Here is a 23,896-nt window from a genome sequence, read left to right as displayed (position 1 = left end):
AATACCCAATGAAAGACTCAATTAACAATATTACAAATGACAAAGAAAGTGAATTAGACTCTGCGATAAAATTCATGGAAAAAGCGTTTGTACTTCTTAATGTAAATTGGATGAAAACAAAAGAACATATTTTTCATTTGTTTCAAAAGGAAACTTCTAATTATCAACTGACACGTAAAGATCTTTCTCAAATTTTCAATGTTTCTGAAGTTTGGATAAAACAAGTACTTAATACAAATAGCGATTCCCCTATTCCATATAAAGAAATCATTAAATTTTCGTATATTCTTAATGTACCTATACAACAATTACTTATTTTAAAAATAAATGAAATTGATGATCAAACAATTAATGACATAATAAAAATTTTAATGGATGATGTTTCTTCTATTCTGGAAAATCAAAATGAAAAACTCATTATTGTGTTTAAGTGTGTTATACAAATGCTGAAGTCTTATAGACATCTAAAAAATAATTACATTTTAAGTACAGATTGTCTTATTTATACATTTCCTTTATTGAATGAAGAGCAAATGTATGATATTTTTTCTAGAATTGCTGGTCATAACAATAGCAAACATTATGAAAGATATATTGCTCATTTTTTACTTCATAATTATGCATATGGAAAAAGAAAAGAAGCTTTAGATTATTTTGAATATTTAACCAAACGATACTACTGTGTTATAGATACACCTCAATTTATGTATGAACAACAAGAAGCATTTTTCAATAAAATAAAAGAATTTCAAAATTCAAATCATTTTAAAAACTTTATTAAGCATATTTCTTTTTCAAAAAAAGTGTTAAATAATCATGATTTTAAGCCACTTATATCTTATCGTAATATAATACAATATTTTGAAAAAGATGATAAACAAATCAATATGATTCATTCATCTGATTATAGTCTTCTTTTTAAAATTCATTGGAGACAAACAAAGAAAAATATTCGATATTTATTAGAAGAATTCGTTGAAGAAATGTCAGGTGATATCAATGAATCATTATTAAGAAAATATCTACAAGTCATCCAAGAATTGCTTGGCATCAAAACAGATCTTTATAATTGGTTATCTTCTGATCAATCCAATAACAATGAAAAAGTACTGTATCATCTGTTAAAATTATTTCCACATTTTTCATCAGAAATCATTTCATATAATTATGAATGTGAGGAATATCAATTACTTTTAGATAAATATAAAAAAGAAATGGCCAAGACAACCTTCAACACAGAATATGACTTCAATTATCAATACTATAAATCTATGATGAAAAAGGAAAATACATATTCCATTGCTGATATATTTATGCTCTTACCACTTCTTTCAAAAAAAGATTTATTTCATCTTAAAGATCAATTCAAAGAAAATAACTTGGGGTTTCAAACATTAAATGCTCAACCTATTGTTGATTATATTGTTACATGTGCACATAATTCTACACATGTTAAAGCAAGAGACTTCGTTTTTGAATTAATCAAATTCTTCCATAGAAATAAATTTCTTCAATTAACCGAAGGTGATCCTACGATAGAACTTATTAAATATAAGCCAGAACTTGCTGATGGTGCAGATGAATTCTTAGAATTATCTGAGAGATTTCAATATATACCTTAATACTACTTTTCTAGTCTGAATTTTTAAATAACGAATTCAGACTTTTTTCTTTAAAATAAGTAGTCTTTTGAAAGGATAATCCGCTATTATCTTTTAGCGAGGGGAGGATATTATTCAGTGAAACCTTTCGAAAAGAAAGTATGGCTGTCTTCACCAACTATGCATGGTGAGGAAATCGAATATGTAAAGGAAGCCTATGAAACCAATTGGATGTCTACTGTAGGAGAAAATATCAATGAAGTAGAAAAGCTTTCAAGAGAATATGTTGGCTGTAAGCATGCGGTTGCCTTGTCTTCTGGAACAGCTGCATTGCATCTGGCAATGAAACTGGCTGGTGTCAAGCGTGGAGATTATGTCTTCTGTTCAGACATGACCTTTGCAGCGACAGTCAATCCAGTTGTCTATGAAGGAGGTATCCCCGTTTTCATAGATACAGAATATGAAACATGGAATATGGATCCTATAGCTTTGGAAAAAGCTTTTCAGATCTATCCAGATGTCAAGGTTGTCGTTGTTGCCAATCTCTATGGAACACCAGCAAAGCTTGATGAAATCAAAAAGATATGTGATCAGCATCATGCCATATTGATTGAAGATGCTGCTGAATCCTTAGGAGCAACATATAAGGGACAGCAGACAGGAACATTTGGAACTTACAATGTCATTTCATTCAATGGTAACAAGATCATTACCGGTTCTTCTGGAGGAATGCTTTTAACTGACAGTGAAGAAGCAGCTAACAAGGCACGCAAATGGTCAACACAGGCAAGAGAAAATGCTCCATGGTATCAGCATGAAGAGATTGGATATAATTATCGCATGTCTAATGTCATTGCTGGAGTTGTCAGAGGTCAGTATAAATATTTAGATGAACATATCAAGCAAAAGAAAGCCATCTATGAAAGATACAAGGAAGGATTGAAAGATCTTCCTGTCACAATGAATCCTATTCCTGATAATTGTGAACCAAACTACTGGCTTTCATGTTTATTGATTGATGAAGATGCTATGTGCAAGACAAATAGATCAGAGAATGAAGCATTATATATCAAGGAACATGGAAAGTCATGTCCAACGGAGATACTGGAAACACTGGCAAGATATAATGCTGAAGGACGTCCTATATGGAAACCAATGCATATGCAGCCCATCTATAGAATGAATCCTTTCATTACACGTCATGGCAACGGGAGAGCCAATACGAATGCATACATAGCAGGAGCATCTCTTGATATAGGAATGGATATCTTCAATAGAGGATTATGCCTTCCAAGTGACAACAAGATGACACCAGAACAGCAGGATAAAATCATAGAGATGATAAGGAGCTGTTTCGAGTAATGTATGCCAGATATATAAAGAGATGGCTAGACTTTATCTTGTCACTTTTCGCAATCATTATATTAAGTCCTATCCTATTGATTATCGCATTGCTAGTAAGAATCAAGTTAGGATCACCTGTTATATTTAAACAGAAACGACCGGGACTTCATGAAAAGATATTTACATTATATAAGTTTAGGACAATGACAGATGAAAAGGATAAAGATGGTAATCTACTACCTGATGATCAGAGATTAACAAAGTTTGGGAAACTATTAAGATCAACAAGTCTTGATGAACTTCCTGAACTTTTTAATATACTCAAAGGAGATATGTCAATAGTAGGGCCTAGACCTTTATTAGTCAAATATCTTCCATTATATAATGATCATCAAAAACATCGTCATGATGTAAGACCTGGATTTACAGGATGGGCACAATGCAATGGCAGAAATGCGATCAGCTGGGAAGAAAAGTTTGATCTGGATATATATTATGTAAAACATGTCAGTTTTAGATTGGATTTGAGTATTATATTCAAGACTATAAAAATTGTATTCTTAAGAGAAGGTATCTCCAGTGATACATCAGCTACAATGGAAGAATTTAAAGGAAGTGCTTAAATGAGACAGAGAAAACATTTGAATAGTTTTATAAGAAATACGGATGATAGTAGGGATAGTTATACACTTATTGATTTTATTGAGGGTATACCTTTGCCGTTTCAAACTCACAATCAGAAAGTTGTAACAGTTTTGGGAGCTAACGGTACCATGGGAAGAAATGTTTCAGCTATTTTTGCATCCTTTGGAGAATGTATAGTTTTCATGGTATGCCGTGATATGGAAAAAGCAAATGAAGCAAAGGAATTAGCAATTCAATCAATAAGATGTGAATCTATAGGTAAAAATTTATTTCCTGGAACTTATGAAAATTTAGATTCATATATAAAACGTTCAAATATAGTATTTGAATCAGTTAGTGAAGATTTTCAAATAAAGAAAAATGTATATCAGAAAATAAAACCTTTTTTAAAAGATGATGCAATCATAGCGACGGGAACTTCCGGTTTAAGTATTAAAGAATTATCTGAAATATTTGATAAACATAAAAATCGATTTTTTGGTATTCATATGTTTAATCCACCATATAATCTTACATTATGTGAGCTTGTTACTCACAGTGATGAACAAAGAGAAACAGCTATTCAATTAAAGGATTATCTTCAGACTAAATTAAACAGAACAGTTGTAGAAGTTAAAGATGAACCATCATTTCTAGGAAATAGAATTGGTTTCTTTTTTATTGGTGAAGCCATGAAATTAGCTGAAAAATATCAAGATCAAGGGGGCATTGATTATATTGATAGTATTTTAGGATGCTTTACTGGTCGAAATATGTCTCCCCTTGTTACGGCAGATTTTGTTGGTTTGGATGTAACAAAAAGCATAGTTGATTATATCTATGAGAATGTCCTTGATGAATACAGAGATTCATTTGCTGCTCCAGATTACCTGAATCAGCTTGTTATGGAAAACAAACTTGGTCGTAAAGTTAATAAAGGGTTTTATTTTAAAGATAGAGATAGACAATTGAATTTTGTATATGATATCAAACAGAATAACTATCGTCTTATGAATAATTACCAATTTTATTTTGCTAATGAGATGATTAAATTATTTAAAAATGGACAATATGAAAAAGGTATAAATTTACTGATTGATGATGAAAGCCAAGAGGCAACTCTGTGCAAGAAAATGCTTCTTTCATATATAGTATATTCATTGAAAATATCTAGTGAAGTTTCCACAGATATTGCTTCATGTGATGATGCAATGGCAACTGGTTTTTCATGGATTCCACCTATTGCTTTAATTGAATTACTAGGTGGAAAAGAAAAAACAAAATACCTCATCAATAAATATCTGGATGCAAGATATCAGCATATTATTAATGATAAAGATTTTTATAAATGCATTCCAGAACATTCTAAATATGACTTTAGACCATTTTTAAAAGCCAAATATTGAGGAGGACATAAATAATGGAAAAAGTATATATATTAGGTGGAGCTCAAACTGATTTTCAAAGAAACTGGAGTAAAGAAGGAAAAAGTGTCATTGCAATGTTAAGAGAAAATATCTTTGATGCAATGAAAGATATCAACTTAACAAGAGAGGATATTATTCAGCTCAATAAAGATAATAAGATTGCCATATTTGTAGGTAATTTTATTGCAGAAAATTATCTTGATCAGGGTCATCTGGGTGCTTTGCTGACAGAAGTTGATTCATGTTTCTATGGTGTACCATCAGCAAGATACGAAGCTGCCTGTGCTTCTGGATCAGTCGCTATTGATGCAGCCTGCAGTAAGATCAGAGATCATACGTATGATATTGCATTGGTCATCGGATTTGAGATGATGAAAACTGTTAATTCTAAGGTAGGAGGAAGCTTCTTAGGAAAGGCAGCATTTTACGAACTAGAAGCAAAAGATATTGATTTTCCATTTCCAAAACTATTTGCAAGATTGGCAGATGAAACTATAAAAAAATACAATTTGGATGAAGAAAGGTATATGAAAGCATTGTCTAGAATTTCATATATTAATTATTCCAATGCTAAAAGAAATCCTCAAGCACAAACGAGAGGATGGTATATGGATAAGAAGCAGACACTTACAAGAAATACTGGCACAAATCCAATTATTGGTGGACGACTTGCACTCACAGATTGTTCACAAGTAACTGATGGTGCAGCAACAATTGTTTTATGTTCTAAAGATTATAAGGAAAAATATTATCAAAATACAAAAAAGCCTATCATAAAAGGGTTTGGTCATAGAGTGGCTCCTATGATTTTTGGCGAAAAGATGAAAGAATCTAAAGATAATGAATACATATTGCCTTGGACAAGACAAGCCTGCATGGATGCATATCAACGAGCATCCTTGACAGTAGAAGATATAGATGTCTTTGAAACACATGATTGTTTTACGTCAAGTGAATATGCAGCAATATCATGCTTTGGAATAACAGATCCTGGAAAAGAATATGAAGCCATTGAAAATGGTACTATTGCAATTGATGGTAATAAGCCTATTAATCCTAGTGGTGGACTAATAGGTTGCGGACATCCTGTAGGAGCAAGTGGTGTAAGAATGATGTTGGATATATATAAACAGGTTACAGATACTGCTGGCAGATATCAAATCAAGGATGCAAGAAATGCCATGATGTTGAATATAGGTGGCTCTGCAACAACAAATTATGTCTTTATTGTTGGAAAGGAGGAATCATGATGAAAGATATTTATATCATTGGTGCCTCTGATTTTGGTAGAGAGGTTGCATGGTTGTTAGAAGAACTCTCAGAATGGAACATTAAAGGATTTATTGATGATAATGAAACAATTCAAGGGGAAAAAATCAATGGTATTACTGTCATAGGTACTGTTGATTTTTTATTAGGAAGAAAAGAAGAAACAAATGTTGTTATTGCAATTGGAAGTCCTAGCGTTAGATCGATGATTTATGAAAAACTCAAATTTAACAATAACATCCTATTTCCAAATATCATTGCAAAAAATGTACGTATTGATAAAACAATAAAAATGGGAATAGGAAATATAATTTGTAGTCATAGTATATTAACAGTTAACATAGAACTAGGAAATTTCAATCATGTTAATCTTGATTGTACAGTTGGTCATGATGTTATAATGAATGATTTTATAACTGTATATCCATCAGTAAATATTTCTGGAAATGTAGAAATTGGAAATTATTGTGAAATTGGAACAGGAACCCAAATCATACAAGGAAAGTCTATAGTTGATAATGTAATTATTGGAGCTGGTGCAGGGGTTGTAAAAAACATCAAGGAAAGTGGGACTTATGTTGGATGTCCAGTAAGGAGAATCAAGTAATGAAAAAGATGTTAATGGTTGCTACTGTACCGTCAATGATAGGTCAATTTAATATGAATAATATTTCTATACTTTTAGATCTTGGATATGAAGTTCATGTTGCTTGCAACTGGAATGATAGAAGTGTTTGGACTCAAGAAAAAGTAGATAATTTAAAGAATAAATTGAATGATTTGAAAGTTAAGTTTTACCAAATTGATTTTTCTCGCTCAATATTTGATTTAAAAAATCATTTCGAATCATATAAACAAATCTTAGAATTAACAAATAAAAATAAATATAATTTTATACATTGTCATACACCTATTGCAAGTGTTATAACAAGATTAGTTTGTAAAAAAAGCAGGATAAAATGTATATATACTGCACATGGATTTCATTTTTATAAAGGTGCGCCGTTGATAAATTGGATGATATTTTATCCAATAGAAAAATATTTGTCAAAATATACTGATATCCTTATTACAATAAATAAAGAAGACTATAATAGAGCAAAAAATAGTTTTAAAATGAAGGCAATAGAATATATACCTGGTGTTGGAGTAGATATTCAAAAGTTTCAATTGGATGATTTTGATAGAGATAGTTATAGAAAACAATTAGGTTTGAATAAAAATGATTTTATGATTTTATCTGTTGGTGAACTAAATACAAATAAGAATCATCAAGTCATATTAAAAGCAATAGCAAAATTAAATAATCCAAATATAAAATACATGATTGCTGGGAAAGGAAATTTAAAATCTTATCTAATAATGTTAAGTAAAAAATTAAGAATTGAAAATCAAGTTACATTATTAGGATTCCGAAAAGATATTGCAGCATTACTTCAATCAAGTGATTTGTTTGCGTTTCCTTCAAAAAGAGAAGGATTAGGATTAGCAGCGATAGAAGCAATGGCATCCGGATTGCCATTAATTACTTCAAATATACAAGGTATTAAAGACTATTTAATCGAGGGAATTACAGGATATTCTTGTAATAGTAATGATGTTAATGCATTTGCATCAAATATTAAATTGCTTTACGAAAATCAAAAAAAAAGAAAAAATATATCAGAATCAAATAAAAAATTCGTAAAAAAATTTGATAAAAAAATTACTGAGAAAATAATGAAAGATATATATTTTAATGCATTATTGAATTGCGGAGGAAGTAGGAAAAAATGATTGGTATTTTTTGCATAATTGATTTAGATTATATACCATATTTAAAAAAATATTGTAACTTTTTAGAAAAAAAAGGTATAGATTATGAAGTTGTTTATTGGAAAAGATTAAGCAAAAAAAGAACATATCCTTTTAAAACAAATGAGTTTGTTTATGAAGCAAATTTGTCTCTTTCAAGAATAAAAAAAATAAGAGGTTTCATAAAATATAGATCATATGTACGAAAAATAATCAATAGTCAAAAATATGAGAAAATTATAATATTATCTACACTTATGGGAATGATTATTGCAAGAGATTTAATAACATCATATAAAGACAAATTTATTTTTGATATCAGAGATTATACTTATGAAAATAGTTTGATATTCAAACATATTGAAAAAAGAATAGTAAATGCATCAAGAGCCGTTATGATTTCATCAAATGGCTTTAAAAAATTTTTGCCACAATCAGATAAATATGTATTGTGTCATAATTTTTTAAAAGAAGAAATGAACGAGTGCTACCATTTTGATAAAAAAGAGATGGGACAAAAATTGCAAATTACATTTTTAGGTGCTGTAAGACATTACACATTGGATAAAAAAATTGTAGACTGTTTAGAAAAAGATCAAAGATTTCAAATTGTGTATCATGGTTATGGAGCCACATATGATAAGTTGAAAGAATATGTACAGAATAAAAATGTGATAATGACAGGAAAATATGATAGAAAAGATAAAGAATTATTACTTGATAAAGCAGATATTATCAATTCTTTTTATGATGATAGTCAAATTGCAAATAAATATGCAATATCGAATAAATTTTATGATTCAATTATTTATAAAATTCCTTTATGGGCAAATCCTAAAACATATATTGGAAAGAAATCTATAGAATTAGGAATAGGCTTGAATTCATATTTAGATGCAGATAAATTATATGATGAATATATGAATTTAGACAAATATGTATTTGAGAAAAATTGTAATAGGGTTTTAAATCAAGTGCTTTTAGATGAAGAAAAGTTTTATGATATTATGGAAAAATTTGTTAATTAAAGGAGCTAAAAATGAACACAATACTATTGAGTATTATTATACCTATTTATAATGTTGAAAAATATATTTCTAGATGTTTAGAAAGTATTATAAGTCAGTATAATAATGACGTCGAGTTAATACTAATTGATGATGGTTCCACAGATAATAGTGAAAAAATATATATGAAATATGTAAAAAAATATAAATTTATAAAGTTTATAAAGCAAAAAAATGCAGGACTTTCAGAGGCTCGTAATATAGGAATGAAAAATTCGAAAGCTGAGTATATATTGTTTCTAGATAGTGATGATTATTTAGAAACAAACTCTCTAAGTAAAGTTTATAAGTATTTATTATTAAGAAAATATGATATAGTTTTGTGTAACGGATATAGAATTGTCAGTGGCAAAAAAAATTTAATTAGAATTAATAAGGACGATGATAAAATATATAGTGGTATTAATTATTTGATTAATTCTATTGAATCTAATTCATATTATCCTGCTGTTTGGTTAAATATATATTCAAGAAAATATGTTATGGAAAATAATTTATTTTTCAAAAAGGGTCGATTACATGAAGATGTAGAGTGGTTCCCAAGAGCATTAAAATATGCAAATAAAGTTATTATTACAAATATTATTTTGTATAATTATGAGATAAGAGAAAATTCTATTACTACAAGAACAGATACATATAAAAATGGATTAGATATAATTCAAAATGTAATGGAGTTAGAAAAAGAATTTATTGATTTACCCAGAAAAAAGAAAAAAATATTTTATGATTATTTATCAAATCAATATTTAAATGGTATATTTATAGGGAAATTGAATGATAATGAATATGATAAATTTTACCCTTTACTTCATTCATATAGATTAAAAACACGATTAAAGTCTATTCTGTTTTTACTAAACAAAAGACTATTTTATATAGTTAGAGACAAGATGGAGCGTAATAATATTTAGATAATATAGATTAGTTATTTATAAAATATAAGTTTAAAAAATTTTTAACGTATAAACTAATATGATAATATTAACAGATTTAGTGTATTAATTTGATTGAATAAATTGATATTTAACATTTCATTTTGAAAAATTTAAAACATATTATATTCTCTGAAAAATATGTATCTATTTTTTACTTTAAAGAATAAATTGTCTATAGGAGTAAATTATTTTCTATAACTATATACTATTAATATATAAGAAGAAAGGAATGTGATATTAGAATGGCAAAAATAGTTTTTGTAATTGGATCATTAGGCAAAGGTGGAGCCGAAAGAGTTATTTCAATTCTTGCTAATAATTTAAATCAACGTGGTTATCATGTCAGCATCATTCTTGTGTATGAAAACAGAATCGATTATCCTATTAATGAAAAAATTAATATTGTTTGTTTAAATAATTATATATCGTCTAACTATATTGTACGTATACCGTCAAGAGTAAGATATCTTAGAAAAATAATAAAAAAAATGAATTGCAATCTAGTTATTAGTTTTTTAACTGAAATTAATATATATTCTATAGTGTCGCTTTTGTTTACGCATATTCCGTTAATTATATCTGAAAGAAATGATCCCTATCATGATCCTCATCAGAAATTGCTAAGATTTTTAAGAAAAGTTTCATATAAATATGCTGATGGAATTGTTTATCAAACTGAAGATGCAAAACGTTTTTTTAAAAGACTCTATATAAAAAATAGAATTATACCTAATCCTATTATTGAAAATTTACCCACACATAATAAATTAAATAAGAGAAATAATAAAATTGTTACTTTTTGTAGATTAACAGAACAAAAAAATTTAAAAATGTTAATAAATGCATATGATAAATTACCTAAACAGCTTAAATTAGAATATCAATTGGAAATATATGGTGAGGGTCCACAAAAAACTCTTTTAAAAAAATATGTTCAAGAAAAAAAATTACAAACACGTGTGATATTTAAACCGTTTTCAAATAATATTCATGAAGAAATAATAAATGCAAGTTTATTTGTATCAACATCTGATTATGAGGGGATATCGAATTCTATGCTTGAAGCTCTAGCAATAGGATTGCCAGTTATATGTACTGATTGCCCAATAGGAGGCGCTAAATTAGCAATTACAAATAACTATAATGGAATCTTAGTAAATATAAGAGACGAAGAAACACTTACAAAAAAAATAAAACTTCTTTTAGAAAATGAAGATATTGCGGATAATATTTCTTCACATTATAAAGAAACAAGGGAAAAGTTTTCAGAATCCACAATTGTTGATAATTGGGAATTATTTTTGAAGGAGATTATATGATAAAGTTTCAAAAATATGCTTCTATTTTTTCAATAATTTTATTTTGTATATTAGGTGTATTTTTAATTTTCTCATTACTTAATATATATAATCTCTTTATTGATTATTCATTAAATATCATGGGTTATGTTTTAGTAATTTGGATTATATATACATGGAAATCATCAACTAAAGAATCCATATTTACTCCGTATATTATATTTATGATATTTATAGTTTTGTTTAACTATGGTCAGCCTTTATTATGGGCTTTTAATATTATTTCAGATACTGATATAACTAATTACTTGTTTTTAGGAACGAATTTGGTTGCTTCCAAAATTGATATTCAAAATTTAAAAATTTTAACATGTATAATGATTTATGCCTTACATTTTGGGGCAATTTTAAGCACATCTTTTAAAAAAACAGAAAAATATAGCAATGTGAATTATGATAGATATATTTTATTAGTAGGATATATTTTTGCAATTATTTCTGTTCCTTTGACCTTATATAGGTATTTAACATTTTTGTCAATAAGTTCTGTACATGGTTATGGAGCAATTTATTACAGTAATGATTTTCAATTAGCATCACTAACATTCATTGTTGAAATGTTTTTTTTTCCATCATTATTATGTATTTTACTTGGAGGAAAATTTAAAAAAAAATATCAAATTATTGTATGGAGTATTATGCTTTTTTATACAATAATCAACTTATCTATGGGAGATAGAGGAACATGGTTATATAAAATTATTATATTGATATGGTTAGAGTTCTATTATTATCAACCAAAGATTGATTTTAAAAAAATAATGCTTTATATTTTATTATTGCTTCCTTTCTTATATATAGTTTATGCAATTGTTGAGTTAAGAGATTATGGAAAAATTGAAATTACTTCAATAATTAAAGAATTAGGAAATATAGAGTTCCCTCTAATAAGTGCTTTACGTGAGATGGGAGGTAGTATGAATATTTTGGCATACATATATATATATGGCGCGTCTTTTTGGAATTATGGTAATACATATATTCCAGCAATCTTAGGAGTGATTTCAAGTAGATATTTTCCTATGTTGGGATTACAAGTAATTTTAATTGATGATTATTTTTCTCAATATTTAAATTTATCTTATGGTACAGGATTTTCATTATTTGGAGAATGTTATTTGAATTTTGGTATTTTTAGTGTTTTGTTTTTATTGATTTTAGGGTATGTCTTAGGTTTATTATTTAGAAATAATAGTAATCATTTTTCAAACATTAGACTATTTATTATTGCATCTTCATTATCAACATTAATAGGGTGGATAAGAGGATCTTCATTTTTATATTTTAAATCATTTTTCTATGGAGTAATAGTATTTTACTTACTAATAGTACTACTTAGTCGTATCAAAATAAATGGGAGGCGCTTATGAAAAAGGTAATGTTAGTATTTGGTACACGTCCTGAAGCAATTAAGATGTGTCCATTAGTAAACGAGTTAAAAAAACATGAAGATATAAAAACAATTGTAACGGTAACAGGGCAACATAGACAGATGCTTGATCAAGTTTTACAAGCTTTTAATGTTGTGCCTGACTATGATTTATCTATTATGAAAGAGAAACAAACATTGTTTGATGTTACAACAAATATATTAAATAATATCAAAGAAGTATTAGAAGAAGTTAGACCTGATGTTGTATTGGTACATGGTGATACATCAACAACTTTTGCGACTGCTTTGGCATGCTTCTATTTGCAGATTCCTGTAGGACATGTAGAGGCTGGGTTAAGAACATATGATATATATTCTCCATATCCAGAAGAATTTAATAGACAAGCAGTAGGAATTATTGCAAAATATCATTTCACCCCTACTGAAATGAGCAAGCAAAATCTATTAAATGAAGGTAAAAAAGGGGAAAATATCTATGTTACTGGTAATACAGGAATAGATGCATTAAAAACAACTGTAAAAGATGATTATAATCATCCAGAACTTGAATGGGCAAAGGATTCAAAATTAATTATGTTAACCGCTCATAGGAGAGAGAATATAGGAAGACCTATGCATAATATGTTCAGAGCTATTAAACGCATAGTTGACGAGCATGATAAAGTGAAGGTTATCTATCCAATACACATGAATCCAGTTGTAAGACAAATAGCAAAAGAAGAACTAGGAGACTGTGATAGAGTTCATATCATTGAACCATTAGAGGTACTAGATTTCCATAATTTTTTGGCAAGAAGTTACATGATTTTGACTGATAGTGGTGGAATACAAGAAGAAGCACCATCATTAGGAAAACCAGTGCTAGTCATGAGAGATACAACAGAAAGGCCTGAAGGGATAAAAGCAGGGACATTAAAGTTAGTGGGGACTGATGAAAAAACAATTTATAAAAACTTTAAATTATTATTAGAAGATCAAGAAGAATATAATAAGATGTCACATGCATCTAACCCATATGGAGACGGAACTGCATGCGAAAAAATAATAAAGTTTTTATTCAAGTAATATTCTTTAAGTTTTATAAAAATGGATTACATGCAATTTGTTAAGTACAGATTATATGCAATTTGTTAATAAGTATCTAGTGATTTTGTAATTGATAACTTCCAAATTTATAATTGCTACTTAATAATCCTATATTTATAAATGAACAAATTAATATATTCACTAAAAATATGGAAAAATTAAAAACAAGGACTCAAAATACTAAAAATTAAATTCATAGTTTATTTTGTAAACATACAAATAAATTCTATATAGATGTATTAGTCGAATGATATTCTTTTTGATTCATTAAAGTTTAAATGCAATTTATCTATATTACATAGTAATCCACTTCAGTTTTGAAAAATATTTAATATGAATTATTAAATGTAGAAAAATTTAAGAGGTATTATATAAATGAGAAATATACTAATAAAGCTAAAATATATATTCTTTTCATTAAACAATTATAGTAATGAATTAAGAAAAATAGGTGTTCGTATTGGCGAAAATTGCGAAATATATCCAGATGTTTTTTTTGGAAGCGAACCATACCTAATAACTATAGGGAATCATGTTAGAATAACATCAGGATGTAAATTTATTACTCATGATGGGGGAGTATGGGTTTTAAGAGAAAAATATAATAATGAAAAAATTGATTTATTTGGTCAAATTCAAATTGGAAATAATGTACATATTGGTATGAATACTATTATTATGCCTGGAGTTACAATTGGTAATAATGTAATAGTAGGTTGTGGTGCTGTTGTTACCAAAGATATACCGGATGGGCAAATATGGGCGGGGGTACCTGCTAAATTTATTAAAAATATAGATGATTATTACAGTGATCATATTGATGAATTTGATTATACAAAAAAATTTAGTAGTCAAAATAAAAAAGAATATTTAAAAAGGAAATATAATATAAAATGAAGTACAAATTAATCTTAAATAATTTAATTACTCTTATATACCAAATAGTAAGTATACTGATAGGTCTATTTTTACCACGTTTCTTTTTAAATGCATATGGCTCTGATGTAAACGGATTAGTATCTTCTATCACACAGATGCTAAGTATAATTTCATTATTGGATTTTGGTATAGGTGCAGTAGTTCAAAGTTCATTATACAAGCCATTATCTAAAAAAAATTTTGAGAGTATTTCAAATATCTATTGTGCTGCTCAAAAGTATTTTAAACTTATTGCTAGAATATTAATATTTTATATTATTGCTTTAGTTATATATTTTGGATTTATAAAAGATACTGGTTTTTCAAACATGTACACAATAACTTTAATTTTATCTATCTCTTTAAGTTCTTTTGCGCAATACTATTTTGGAATATGCAATTCATTGCTTTTAAACGCTGATCAAAAACTTTATATAACAAATATAACTAATTTAATTACTATTATTCTAAATGCAATTTTTACAATTATTTTGATTAAACTTGGGGCTAACATTCAATGTGTTAAACTTTTTTCATCTATTATTTTTATTCTTAGGCCATTGATATATACTATTTATGTAAAAAAACATTATCATATAAAAAATGTAAAGAATCCATCAAAGGATTGTATACAACAAAAATGGCATGGATTAGCACAACATATTTCATCAGTAGTAACAAATTCTACAGATTATGTAGTCCTTACTATATTTTCAACATTAAAAAATGTTTCAATATACAATATATATGTAATGCCATTGAACAGCATAAAAACTCTAATGGAAAGTTTATCAGCTAGTTATAAAAGTTTTTTTGGAAAACTTTATGCTGAAAATAAGATTAATGCTTTAAAAAAAGAATTTAGAAATTATGAGCTAGTTACTCATTATATTTCTGTAATATTATTTTCATGTATTTGTAAAGTTCTTGTGCCATTTGTACTGCTATACACAAGCGGAATAAAAGATGCAAATTATGCAAATTATATATTTTCTTATCTCATTACTTTAGCATATGCAATTTATTCATTAAGAATTCCATATACAACTATTATTTTCGCAGCTGGCCATTTCAAAGAGACACAGTTGTATTGTGTAATTGAGTCTCTATTAAATATCATTTTATCAGTGATTTTTGTTATAAAATATGGTTTAGTAGGAGTTGCTATTGGTACTTGTGTTGGAGTTGGTTATAGGCTTTGTGCATCTGCTTTTTATCTAAAAAAATCAATTATTAATAGAAGATATTCTGTGTTTTTAAAAAATATTTTTATTGATTTTTTAGCTTTTATTTTGATATTAATAGCTACTTCATTTTTAAAATTAGAAGAAATAACTATCATAGGTTGGATTATTTATTCTGTTTTAAACTTTATAATATGTATTGTTGTTACTAGTATAATTTATATGATTTTTTATCCATCATTTATAACAAAATTTATCAGAAGGAGAAATTAAAATGAAAATCGCAGTAGCAGGAACGGGCTATGTAGGACTTAGCATAGCAACTTTATTAGCACAGCATCACGAAGTGACTGCTGTGGATATTATCGAAGAAAAAGTGAATATGATCAACAATAGAAAGTCTCCAATTCAGGATAATGAAATTGAAGACTTTTTAAGTACAAAAAATTTAAATCTAAAGGCAACATTAGATGCTAAATCAGCTTACAAGAATGCTGAATTTGTTGTCATTGCAGCACCGACAAATTATGATTCTAAGAAAAATTTCTTTGATACAAGTGCTGTAGAGAATGTCATTGAACTTGTGATGAGCGTCAATAAAGATGCTATCATGGTTATCAAGAGTACTATTCCAGTAGGATATACACAAAGTGTTAGAGAAAAATATCATACAGAAAATATTATTTTCTCTCCTGAGTTTTTAAGAGAATCTAAAGCTTTGTATGATAATCTCTATCCTTCAAGAATCATTGTTGGTACAGATATGAATAATCCATATCTTGTTGAAAAGGCAAAAGTCTTTGCTTCATTATTACAAGAAGGAGCAATCAAAGAAAACATTGATACGTTATTCATGGGATTTACTGAAGCAGAGGCTGTTAAATTGTTTGCTAATACATATCTTGCTTTAAGAGTTTCTTATTTCAATGAGCTTGATACCTATGCAGAAATGAAAGGATTAAATACTAAACAAATTATTGAGGGTGTATGTCTAGATCCAAGAATTGGTAATCATTACAACAATCCATCATTTGGATATGGAGGATATTGTTTACCAAAAGACACAAAACAATTATTAGCAAACTATGAAGATGTACCTGAAAATTTAATTAGTGCTATTGTTGAAAGCAATAGAACAAGAAAAGATTTCATAGCCAATAGAGTCTTGCAGATTGCTGGTGGATATGAAGAAAACAGTGATTATGATTCATCTAAAGAAAAAGAAGTTATTATTGGTGTCTATAGATTAACAATGAAATCAAACAGTGATAACTTTAGACAATCATCAATACAAGGAGTTATGAAAAGAATCAAGGCTAAAGGTGCTACAGTTATTATCTATGAACCAACACTAGAAGATGGAACAACATTCTTTGGAAGTGTAGTCGTGAATGATTTGAATAAGTTCAAAGAACAAAGCCAGGCTATTCTAGCCAATAGATATGATAACTGTTTGGATGATGTGGAAGATAAGGTCTATACAAGAGACTTATTCAGAAGGGACTAATGAATATGGAAAACATTGATTTGAATGAAAAAACAATACTCATTACTGGAGCTGCTGGTTTTATTGGCTCTAACTTATGTAAAAGATTATTAAAAGAATATGACAATGTCAAAGTGATTGGTATTGACAATATGAATCATTATTATGATGTATCTATTAAGGAGTATCGTCTCGATACTCTTTTCAAATACGATCATTTTGTATTCATTAAAGAAAACATTGCGAATAAGGAAGCAATAAACAAGATATTTGATGAATATAAACCTCATATTGTTGTGAATCTTGCTGCACAGGCTGGAGTTAGATATTCTATAGAAAATCCTGATGCTTATATCGAATCAAATATGCTAGGATTCTATAACATACTGGAAGCATGTAGACATTATCCTGTAGAACATCTTGTTTATGCTTCATCATCTAGTGTTTATGGTTCTAATAAAAAGGTGCCATATAGTACTGATGATAAAGTAGATAATCCAGTCAGTCTTTATGCTGCAACAAAAAAAAGCAATGAGTTAATGGCACATGCCTATGCCAAGCTATACAATATTCCTTCTACAGGGCTAAGATTCTTTACTGTCTATGGTCCTGCAGGAAGACCGGATATGGCTTACTTTGGATTTACAAACAAACTTGTCAATAATGAAACCATCCAAATATTTAACTACGGTAACTGTAAAAGAGATTTTACATATATTGATGATATTGTTGAAGGCGTTATGCGTGTCATGCAAAGACCACCAGAAAAGAGAAATGGTGAAGATGGATTACCAATACCACCGTATAAGATTTATAACATAGGAAATAATCAACCAGAAAACTTACTTGACTTTGTACAGATTTTAAGTGAAGAGTTAATCAATGCAGAAGTACTGCCAAGTGATTATGATTTTGAAGCACATAAGGAACTTGTGCCAATGCAGCCAGGTGATGTGCCAGTGACATATGCTGATACAGCACCACTGGAAAGAGACTTTGGATTCAAGCCAAGCACACCATTACGTGATGGATTAAGAAAGTTCGCCAAGTGGTATAAAGAATTTTATAATTGAGATTAATGTAAAAGAGTTAGAATGAAGATTATTGATCTTAGTTCTAACTCTTTTTGCATTTATAAATTGTTTTCTTCTATTCTAAATAACTTACTTGTCTGTGATAATCTTAAAATAATGTTACCATCATTATTAAGAATATCAGGTACCTTATCAGCAAGCATAGAAAAAACTAATTGAATATTGTTTTCTTTAGCATATCTGGCCACTTTTAATAATTGGTGATTATCCATTAACTCCTTTTTATCGTTCAATAAAAACGATAAATGAGCCAAGTTCAAATGACGTGAAAATTGGATAAGTGCAATATCAAAACATAAGATTTCTCCTTGTTTCTTTCCAGAACTTAAGTTTTCATTAAAAGTACTAAATACATAATAAGACTGATTATTTTTATTTGTTTTTAAATCATAAGACAATAAGTATTTTTCATCATATAAATACTCTGAAACTTCTTCAAAATATTTATTAAACTCTGTGACTTGTGTTTTAACATCTTCTTGATACTCATTCGACATAATTTCATGATTGATTGTATCTAAGCGATCTTTTAACTCTTTTGCCTGTTTTTCTGATTCTTCAATTTTAGCAATAATTCCTTCATATTCACCTTTCTTTTGATGTTGAAAGTTTAATTCATGAATAATCTGTTCTAAATCTTCAAAAGTATCACTTTTCTTTAAAAGAACAGAGTATTTCTTTTCATCTTCTAATATTTTTGTTAATTATTCATTATAAGAATTGATTTCACTTTCTAATGAAGGAAGTTCTTTTGTAATATAATTCACTTTATTTTGAATCATAGTATTATGATGATTCACTAAATCAGAAAAAGTTTTATTGAGAGGTCCTAGCTTTTCTGATACTTCTTCATAGATAGTTTTTAACTCAAACAAATCAATATCAATATTATTCTTTTCTAATTCTTGTTTAGATTCTATAATTAAATCTTTTCTCATTTTTAATAATGAGATAGCTTCAGTCATCTGATTAATATCATATTTAATATGATTTAATGTTTTTAAACCATTTTCAAAATTTTCATTAATATTAAGACTATCTTTCTTTTGATTTAATTTCTTAATTTCATTATTAATAGCAACCAACATAACAATATAATTATTTTTTGAAACATTGGATTCTAAACGACTTTTATATTTCTTTTCTTGCTGTAACTGTGTTGTGAGTGTTTCTTTGAGTTGTCCCTTTGAATGAGCACAACCCAATAAATATAAATATAATGTTTCATATTCAACATCTTTTGTAAAAGAATCAAGATATTTAATAGTATTAGAAATTGCTTTATCTTTATATCTGATGTTATGTCCTACAAGCTGTTTTAATGTTGGTTTTTTTGCAGTTAAGCCATTAAACAACATTTCTTTTAACACTTGGTTGAATTCATCTTTTGAATATTTTTGACCATTAATCTTTCTATAAGATCTTCTATTTTTTAAATGATGAGCTGTTTTAAATACTTTTGCTCCCTCTTTTTATTTATCTAAGGTATCAATAAACTCATATCCAAACTTAGTTACCATAAATAAGTCGCTCCAAACTTTAATAAAGCACAAATTTATAAATTCTCACAAACTGCTTTCCTATTTTGCCACTTCCCGGAGACCTTAGGATGTAACAAAATTGATATTGTTTGTTGTAATATATGTACCTGATAAATCAGTGTTTTTTAGAATTACACCATCTTCTGCTTTGCTAGCAGCTTGTAGTAATTTTCAGGCTTCATTACTAATTTTGATAGATTAGTCTTTGAGTTTCGCAATCGAACTAATGAAAGCATCTCGTTTGCATTCCCATCTAACACTAGGTAGGTCAGACAGATGAAATTCTTGTACTAAAGCATCCTTTAATTGACCTAACTTTTCTTTTACTTCTATCTCATTGCCGTCTAGCTTCAAAGCAATTTTCCGTGGATTAATAGCTCCCTGTATTTCTTTAAACTCAAAATCAGGAAGTAGTATTGTTGTATATTTGGTCTGTAATATCCATGCTGCCCCCATTTCGTTCATACTGGCAACGCTCTGATAATAGTTGTCCGATAAAATGAAAAATACATGAAGATTATGCTCGTCAAATTGCTTTTTTAAGTAATCGTAAATATCTTCATCCAAAGGTATTCCGTAACCTGGAACAGAAGAACAAAACAGTTGTTCCTGCGATAAACCAATATCTTCAAGTAACTCAACTATAGACAAAACATAGTCTTTGTCTTTGCTACAATGACTTATAAAAACCTTAGGGCTCTTTTCCGGCATCAATTTGGCCTCCTTTATAATTATTTTGCTGTCAACTTCTTCGGGATAATATTTTGCAATATTTTTTTGTATGGCTAAAAGACTACCACATAATTCATTAAACGATTTTTCATCATGCCAACCATTAAACCCTTGCTTTATAGTTACAAGTGTACTCCAAATAAATTTGTCATGGGTTCTATCATGGATAGCTTCAAGTTCTAACTGAAGTTCCTGTTTCCATGCAGAAAATTCTGCATTATCAGATATGGTCTTAAATTGGGGCATACCTTTTACACTCGGTAAATGAAACAAAGAACGGATATAGTCGATCTGATTTATTAACTCTAGTAGATTATCTTTCATAATTTAATGCCTCTATCTCCTTTATGACAATAGTATATCAAAAATAGACGTTTTCATAAAGATTTTTTTGGATTATGAAAAGAACCCCAAAAAAACGAGAACAAATATATTTTTGTCTATGAGTTAATACGTGTATTAAATTTTCAATTTTATATATTAAAATACCTATGCATAATCAATTACTTCTTAACATAGTCATTACATAACTTATTGAATTGGATGCGATGATAATGAGTATTTCACTAAAAAAATGACACCGTTTCACTCATTTGATGACGTCATCACACTAGTGTAATGATAAAAATAGTCACTATAGATTTGACCATAGTGACATTTTTATTAATCCTTTTTTCGCGTTCTCATTGATTTGTCGCCCTTTATATGAATGGTATACTATTCTATCAAGTATGGCATCTGCTATTGCTCCTTCTCCTAGATTTTTATGCCACCCATCTGGTGTGAATTGTGAAGCAATAATTGTTGTATGACTATCATATCTTAATTCAAACAGTTCAAGGATATCGCCCTGTTGTTCCTGAGTTGTTGGATTAAGTAGAAATTCATCAATAATAAGAACTACAGCTCTTGCATATAATCTTAATTGTGGCTTATATTTTCCATTTCATCTTGCCTGATCCAATTCAAACAATAAATCCAACAATTTTATATACTTTACAACTTTTGCTTTCTTGCATGCGGCATTTCCTAATGGCGAAACAATATATGTCTTTCCATAATGTAAAGTTTAACATTATGGAAAAACATTTTTATCAAACTGTCTAGGTAAAGCAGCTTGTCGTGATGGAATAACTACACGCTATATAAGAATACCTGATTTGGTTGTTCAGTTAGAAGAAGCAGAACTAAAAAGAGGACGAAATAAGCTCATTAATAAATATGCGAAGTGCCCTTTGCTTATCTTAGATGAATGACTCATAAACTCTATGAATGAACAAGAAATAGAATTTATTTTTGAACTTGTGGAAAGAAGATATCAAAATAAATCAACTATATTTTGTACACAATTCAAAATAGAATCTTGGCATACATGATTAGGTGGAGGAGTACATGCAGACGCAATAATGGATCGAATTATTCATAACTCTATTACGATTAATGCAGGTGACATCAATATGAGAGAAGTTACTTCAAATATGAACAGAGAATAAAAACGGGCACTGCCTTTGAGCGGTGCTATTCATTTACACAGGTGATCCTACAATTATCTACTACTGGTGCTGATGTTGTGAATTAAATGGTTGAAGAACGTGAAATAATCACTTTTCTTATTACTAATAATCTTATTAAATATAATACAGTTTTTATTCACTAAAACTGAATGATTGACTCTATAGAAATTATGTGTTTTTATTTTCCTTTGAAATTCTTTTAAGGATTTCATATGTAACATATATTGTTATCAGTGCAACTATTGTTTTACAAGTCATGTCATCACTTATTCCTAATTATAAAGAAATTAATCTTTCAGATCCTGTACTAAGTTAGTTTGCAACAATAATTGGAACAAGAGTTCAATAAAAAGAAAAGGCTATAAATGGTAATTTCCATCTATAGCCTTCATTTATCATATAATTTTATAAAAATATTAAAGGAAAAGTGTTCATGATGTTTACTAAATAATAATAGTGGCAGCATGTTTTAGAATTATATTTCATTAAATAGAATTGGTTTTTCTTATAGCTTTATTAGTCCCATATTCTAACTTCTGTTACTATTTTTTTATGAAAAAAATGATGAATCTTTTGTGTACGATTTATTCTTTTTAAAGCTTCTTTGTATTGTCCATTTCCTTTATTAATTAACCAATTCTTTGACTTCTTAGAAAATTGTACTTTATCATTATTAAACATAAAGGTTATCCTAGAAATATTTAACAATTTACTATTACAAGTAGAAAATACAGTTCCAAAATTAGGATACTGAATATCTTGCATTTCTTTTGAATAGTTTACTCGCTCTAATCGTTCTTTTTTAGATATATTTTTGTCTTTTTTCTCAAATCTAAATCTTGCTTCTAATATAATATATTCATCATTTTGAAAAATGGATGACCTGTAAGAAAAACAACATTCCTCTACAGTTAAAATTTGAACTTTTTTCTTATATAATACTTTCACATCTAAAAGATAATCAGAAATTGACTTATGATAGTTTTTTCCACGTCCAGCATTCATATATATAGCTCCACCAACATATCCAGGCACAGAATACAAATATTCTATTCCCCCAAAATTATAATCATTAATATAAGAAATCAATTTTTTTAGACTTACTGATGCTCCACAAGTAGTAACATCCCCATCAATTGATATTTTGTTATTGAAATTTTTGGTATAAATAACATGTTCAAAAGTCGACTGATCATTAATTAATAAATTTGAACCTCCTCCAAGAATTTTGAAATTGTCTAATTTTTTAACTAAATCAATCAATTCTTCTTGACTTTCAGGAATATAAAAATTTTTAGCAATACCTCCTATTTTGATTGTTGTGTATTTTGCTAAATCTTCATCATGTATTACTTTCACTCTCATTCACCAATCTTTCTCTGTCATTAATCATGCCCATTAATAAGTCTGATATGATAACCTCCTAGTAGACAGTGTAAATAATTAAACACTGATACGGGAGGTTTTTATATTGGGAAGAAAAAGCAAATATTCTAAAGAACTAAAAATAGAAATATGTAAACGTT

At 28.1% G+C, this 23,896-nt stretch carries 21 protein-coding genes and 2 pseudogenes; 17 read left to right on the top strand and 6 right to left on the bottom strand.

Features of this window, described 5'->3' with window-relative positions:
- Positions 1 to 8: 8 nt before the first annotated feature.
- The 16 genes from B5E75_RS09495 (at position 9) to B5E75_RS09420 (ending at position 18,562) form a co-directional block, all read left to right on the top strand.
- Positions 9 to 1,622 (top strand): hypothetical protein, encoded by a 1,614-nt coding sequence (locus B5E75_RS09495; protein ID WP_087358692.1) that lies wholly within the window; start codon positions 9 to 11, stop codon positions 1,620 to 1,622.
- Positions 1,623 to 1,739: 117 nt separating this feature from the next.
- Positions 1,740 to 2,963 carry a DegT/DnrJ/EryC1/StrS family aminotransferase gene (locus tag B5E75_RS09490; protein WP_206413979.1) on the top strand — a complete coding sequence of 408 codons (1,224 nt, stop codon included), beginning with the start codon at positions 1,740 to 1,742 and terminating at the stop codon, positions 2,961 to 2,963.
- Positions 2,963 to 3,568, top strand: a complete 606-nt coding sequence (locus B5E75_RS09485) for a sugar transferase (protein WP_087358691.1) — start codon at positions 2,963 to 2,965, stop codon at positions 3,566 to 3,568. Before B5E75_RS09490 ends, B5E75_RS09485 begins: the two co-directional genes overlap by 1 nt.
- Positions 3,569 to 4,975, top strand: coding sequence for a 3-hydroxyacyl-CoA dehydrogenase family protein (locus B5E75_RS09480; protein WP_087358689.1), 1,407 nt, complete (start codon positions 3,569 to 3,571; stop codon positions 4,973 to 4,975). It begins immediately after the preceding gene.
- A 14-nt stretch (positions 4,976 to 4,989) separates the two neighbouring features.
- Positions 4,990 to 6,246, top strand: coding sequence for an acetyl-CoA acetyltransferase (locus B5E75_RS09475; RefSeq protein WP_206413978.1), 1,257 nt, complete (start codon positions 4,990 to 4,992; stop codon positions 6,244 to 6,246).
- Positions 6,246 to 6,872 (top strand): acetyltransferase, encoded by a 627-nt coding sequence (locus B5E75_RS09470; RefSeq protein WP_087358685.1) that lies wholly within the window; start codon positions 6,246 to 6,248, stop codon positions 6,870 to 6,872. The genes B5E75_RS09475 and B5E75_RS09470 overlap by 1 nt, the downstream gene beginning before the upstream one ends.
- Complete coding sequence (locus B5E75_RS09465) at positions 6,872 to 8,041, top strand: glycosyltransferase family 4 protein (RefSeq protein WP_087358684.1); 1,170 nt, start codon at positions 6,872 to 6,874, stop codon at positions 8,039 to 8,041. The genes B5E75_RS09470 and B5E75_RS09465 overlap by 1 nt, the downstream gene beginning before the upstream one ends.
- Before the next feature lie 281 nt (positions 8,042 to 8,322).
- Positions 8,323 to 9,087, top strand: coding sequence for a glycosyltransferase family 4 protein (locus tag B5E75_RS09460; RefSeq protein ID WP_162607673.1), 765 nt, complete (start codon positions 8,323 to 8,325; stop codon positions 9,085 to 9,087).
- A gap of 11 nt (positions 9,088 to 9,098) precedes the next feature.
- The gene (locus B5E75_RS09455; RefSeq protein ID WP_087358680.1) at positions 9,099 to 10,040 is read left to right on the top strand and encodes a glycosyltransferase; all 942 of its coding nucleotides are present in this window, start codon (positions 9,099 to 9,101) and stop codon (positions 10,038 to 10,040) included.
- 266 nt (positions 10,041 to 10,306) lie between these two features.
- Positions 10,307 to 11,383, top strand: a complete 1,077-nt coding sequence (locus B5E75_RS09450; protein WP_087358678.1) for a glycosyltransferase — start codon at positions 10,307 to 10,309, stop codon at positions 11,381 to 11,383.
- On the top strand, positions 11,380 to 12,792 hold the full coding sequence (wzy, locus tag B5E75_RS09445) for an O-antigen polysaccharide polymerase Wzy (RefSeq protein ID WP_087358676.1): 1,413 nt from the start codon (positions 11,380 to 11,382) through the stop codon (positions 12,790 to 12,792). Before B5E75_RS09450 ends, wzy begins: the two co-directional genes overlap by 4 nt.
- The gene (wecB, locus tag B5E75_RS09440) at positions 12,789 to 13,880 is read left to right on the top strand and encodes a non-hydrolyzing UDP-N-acetylglucosamine 2-epimerase (RefSeq protein WP_087358674.1); all 1,092 of its coding nucleotides are present in this window, start codon (positions 12,789 to 12,791) and stop codon (positions 13,878 to 13,880) included. Before wzy ends, wecB begins: the two co-directional genes overlap by 4 nt.
- A 396-nt stretch (positions 13,881 to 14,276) precedes the next feature.
- Entirely contained in the window at positions 14,277 to 14,798 is a 522-nt protein-coding gene (locus tag B5E75_RS09435) for an acyltransferase (protein ID WP_087358672.1), read from the top strand.
- Positions 14,795 to 16,276 (top strand): polysaccharide biosynthesis C-terminal domain-containing protein, encoded by a 1,482-nt coding sequence (locus B5E75_RS09430; RefSeq protein ID WP_087358670.1) that lies wholly within the window; start codon positions 14,795 to 14,797, stop codon positions 16,274 to 16,276. Before B5E75_RS09435 ends, B5E75_RS09430 begins: the two co-directional genes overlap by 4 nt.
- A gap of 1 nt (position 16,277) precedes the next feature.
- Positions 16,278 to 17,510 carry a nucleotide sugar dehydrogenase gene (locus tag B5E75_RS09425; protein WP_087358668.1) on the top strand — a complete coding sequence of 411 codons (1,233 nt, stop codon included), beginning with the start codon at positions 16,278 to 16,280 and terminating at the stop codon, positions 17,508 to 17,510.
- Positions 17,510 to 18,562, top strand: a complete 1,053-nt coding sequence (locus B5E75_RS09420; RefSeq protein WP_275086211.1) for an NAD-dependent epimerase/dehydratase family protein — start codon at positions 17,510 to 17,512, stop codon at positions 18,560 to 18,562. The genes B5E75_RS09425 and B5E75_RS09420 overlap by 1 nt, the downstream gene beginning before the upstream one ends.
- A 59-nt stretch (positions 18,563 to 18,621) precedes the next feature.
- Here the strand turns inward: B5E75_RS09420 and B5E75_RS09415 are convergent, their stop codons facing one another.
- From B5E75_RS09415 to B5E75_RS15080, 4 genes and pseudogenes are all read right to left on the bottom strand, one after another.
- Positions 18,622 to 19,080: a DUF2326 domain-containing protein gene (locus tag B5E75_RS09415; RefSeq protein WP_087358666.1), complete on the bottom strand. Its 459-nt coding sequence runs from the start codon at positions 19,078 to 19,080 to the stop codon at positions 18,622 to 18,624.
- Positions 19,081 to 19,287: 207 nt separating this feature from the next.
- A complete protein-coding gene (locus B5E75_RS09410) occupies positions 19,288 to 19,953 on the bottom strand; it encodes a hypothetical protein (protein WP_143746955.1) in 666 nt (221 codons plus the stop codon).
- 369 nt (positions 19,954 to 20,322) lie between these two features.
- Positions 20,323 to 21,180: a toll/interleukin-1 receptor domain-containing protein gene (locus tag B5E75_RS09405; RefSeq protein ID WP_087358662.1), complete on the bottom strand. Its 858-nt coding sequence runs from the start codon at positions 21,178 to 21,180 to the stop codon at positions 20,323 to 20,325.
- Positions 21,181 to 21,490: 310 nt separating this feature from the next.
- Positions 21,491 to 21,790, bottom strand: a pseudogene (locus B5E75_RS15080) (ATP-binding protein); the annotation flags it as partial.
- Positions 21,791 to 21,947: 157 nt separating this feature from the next.
- On the opposite strand from B5E75_RS15080, the pseudogene B5E75_RS15075 reads away from it, so the two are divergent.
- Positions 21,948 to 22,112: pseudogene (locus B5E75_RS15075) on the top strand (ATP-binding protein); the annotation flags it as partial.
- Positions 22,113 to 22,402: 290 nt separating this feature from the next.
- Here the strand turns inward: B5E75_RS15075 and B5E75_RS15070 are convergent.
- Complete coding sequence (locus tag B5E75_RS15070) at positions 22,403 to 22,582, bottom strand: hypothetical protein (protein WP_420866396.1); 180 nt, start codon at positions 22,580 to 22,582, stop codon at positions 22,403 to 22,405.
- A 304-nt stretch (positions 22,583 to 22,886) separates the two neighbouring features.
- Positions 22,887 to 23,729, bottom strand: coding sequence for a UDP-N-acetylmuramate dehydrogenase (locus B5E75_RS09390; protein WP_162607672.1), 843 nt, complete (start codon positions 23,727 to 23,729; stop codon positions 22,887 to 22,889).
- Positions 23,730 to 23,896 lie beyond the last annotated feature (167 nt).

The organism is Massiliimicrobium timonense (assembly GCF_002160865.1).
Lineage (GTDB): Bacteria > Bacillota_I > Bacilli_A > Erysipelotrichales > Coprobacillaceae > Allocoprobacillus.
The sequence above is the reverse complement of the archived record's forward strand: the minus strand, read 5'-3'. Positions and strand labels throughout refer to the sequence as shown.